We start from the raw sequence: 1,960 nt of genomic DNA on the forward strand, positions 1-1,960 counted from the left end.
ACAACAGAACAGCCTTCAACAGAAGAGAAGGCAAGTAAAGAAAGTACAACAGAACAACCCTCAACAGAAGAAGCGACTAAAGAAACTACAACAAATCAACCAATTTCAGAAAAAGAAACTGTAAATGAAGTTAAGAATGTAGCAAATGAAACAGGAGTATCTGAGGACGAAATTTTAGCTGCTTTAAATAAACAAGGTGTTAATAAAGCTGATGAAAATGAAATTTTAGCTGCTTTAATTAAAGAAAAATCGGCAACTAATGATCAATATTCAACTCCAGTAGTTGCTAATACAACAAACACATCTTCTAAAACGAAGACAACTTCTAACACACCTGTTAGAAACTTGTTACGTAATAGAGCAATGGTAATGGATCGTGCTAATACGTCAGATTTACAAGAATTAGCAGAAAATAGTGCTATATACTCACCAGGTGATGCTACTAAAAAACAAACTTATAGTGGTAAAGCATGGGTCTATAGAAATGGTAATCACTCAGATTCTTCTCAAAAAGATGCAGTACCATTGCCAGGAGTTAATGTTTACTTACAATGGGTAAACGGAAAAGGTTTTGTATCTCCAGTATATTACACTACTACAAACCCAGATGGCTCATTTGCATTTGACTTATCCAAACCAGTTACAGATGAGAATGGCAATACTTATAAATTTAAATTAGCAGGAGACTCCAAATTCGCTATAAGAACTTGGGTTAAAAATCCAGATCCATCTAAATACGATGTTGTTAAACACGGTGACCAAATGTATGGTTATCACGATCGTTTAACTAGAAAAAATGAATCTTGGGACTTTACAGCAGGAGTCAATAGAATTGTTAACTCACACGTTGTACTTCAAGAAAAACATAATAATGTTGATTGGTTACTAAAACCAGAAAATGAACGTACAACATCTGGTACTTCAAATGGCCAATTTGAAAATACAGGTAATTACGGTACAATTCGCGGTAACGTATGGTATGAAAACGGGGATCCTAATGGCTCTGATGCAAGACGTTGGGGTAAAGATACTTGGGATGTTAATGCAACTAATACAAAAGTCGCTGCATCATATGTAAATGACGAAGTAACTAGATTATTTGATACTTGGAAAAAAGAACACAGTGGTTATACATTAGATGATTTCAAAGCTGCACAAGCACAAATTATCGCTGATTATGAAGCGAAAAATGGTGTAGGATCACACATTGCTGAAACTGTTGTAGCAAATGTAGATTCTAACGGTGATTATTACATTCCGTTCAAAGGTATTTATGGTATTAGTGCTTATAAACAAAATTCAGGTACAAGCATTTCTAAAACTATCTCAGATGAAGAGTATGGTAAAGTTGTAGCTGATAAAGACGTTTCCCATAATAACTTAATGGCTTGGAATGGAACGATTGGACAAAAACACAGACATATCAACTCTGATTACGTATATGTTACACCGCTTGTTGAAGACTATGCTATTTGGAGTAATAATTTCCAAACTAACATGTTTGAAGAGCTTAGTGATGATGTTTTACCAATTGGACCAAGTGCTCTAAGCTCATATAACACATCAGGCGTGGATTTTGCACTTTTAGCACCACAACCAATGCACGACATCACGAATTATAACTCAACAGATGAATTAGCTAGACCAGGTGATACTGCAGAATCTAGAACAGGTGGCTTATTACCAAATCGTGAATATCAAGTGCAATGGTTCAAAAATGGCGAAAAATTCGGAGATCCAGTTAATGTAACTTCTGCAGAAGATGGAACAGTAGGTTCAGTACCTTTAACAGTACCAGAAGATGCAAAAGTATCAGACGTATTCTCATCTGCAGTATTCAAACAAGGTGTTTCTACAGAATCATTAACTACAGCATTAGCTATTGATTCATTCTCTATTACAGACCAACAACCAGATAATGAAGTGTATGAACCAACAACAGACGAAGTCACAAAAGATT

1 pseudogene is annotated in these 1,960 nt (G+C 35.3%); it reads left to right on the forward strand.

The features are described from left to right. Window positions 1-1,960, forward strand: a pseudogene (locus HMPREF2937_RS13785) (hypothetical protein); the annotation flags it as partial.

The organism is Staphylococcus sp. HMSC061G12 (assembly GCF_001838465.1).
Taxonomy (GTDB): domain Bacteria; phylum Bacillota; class Bacilli; order Staphylococcales; family Staphylococcaceae; genus Staphylococcus; species Staphylococcus simulans.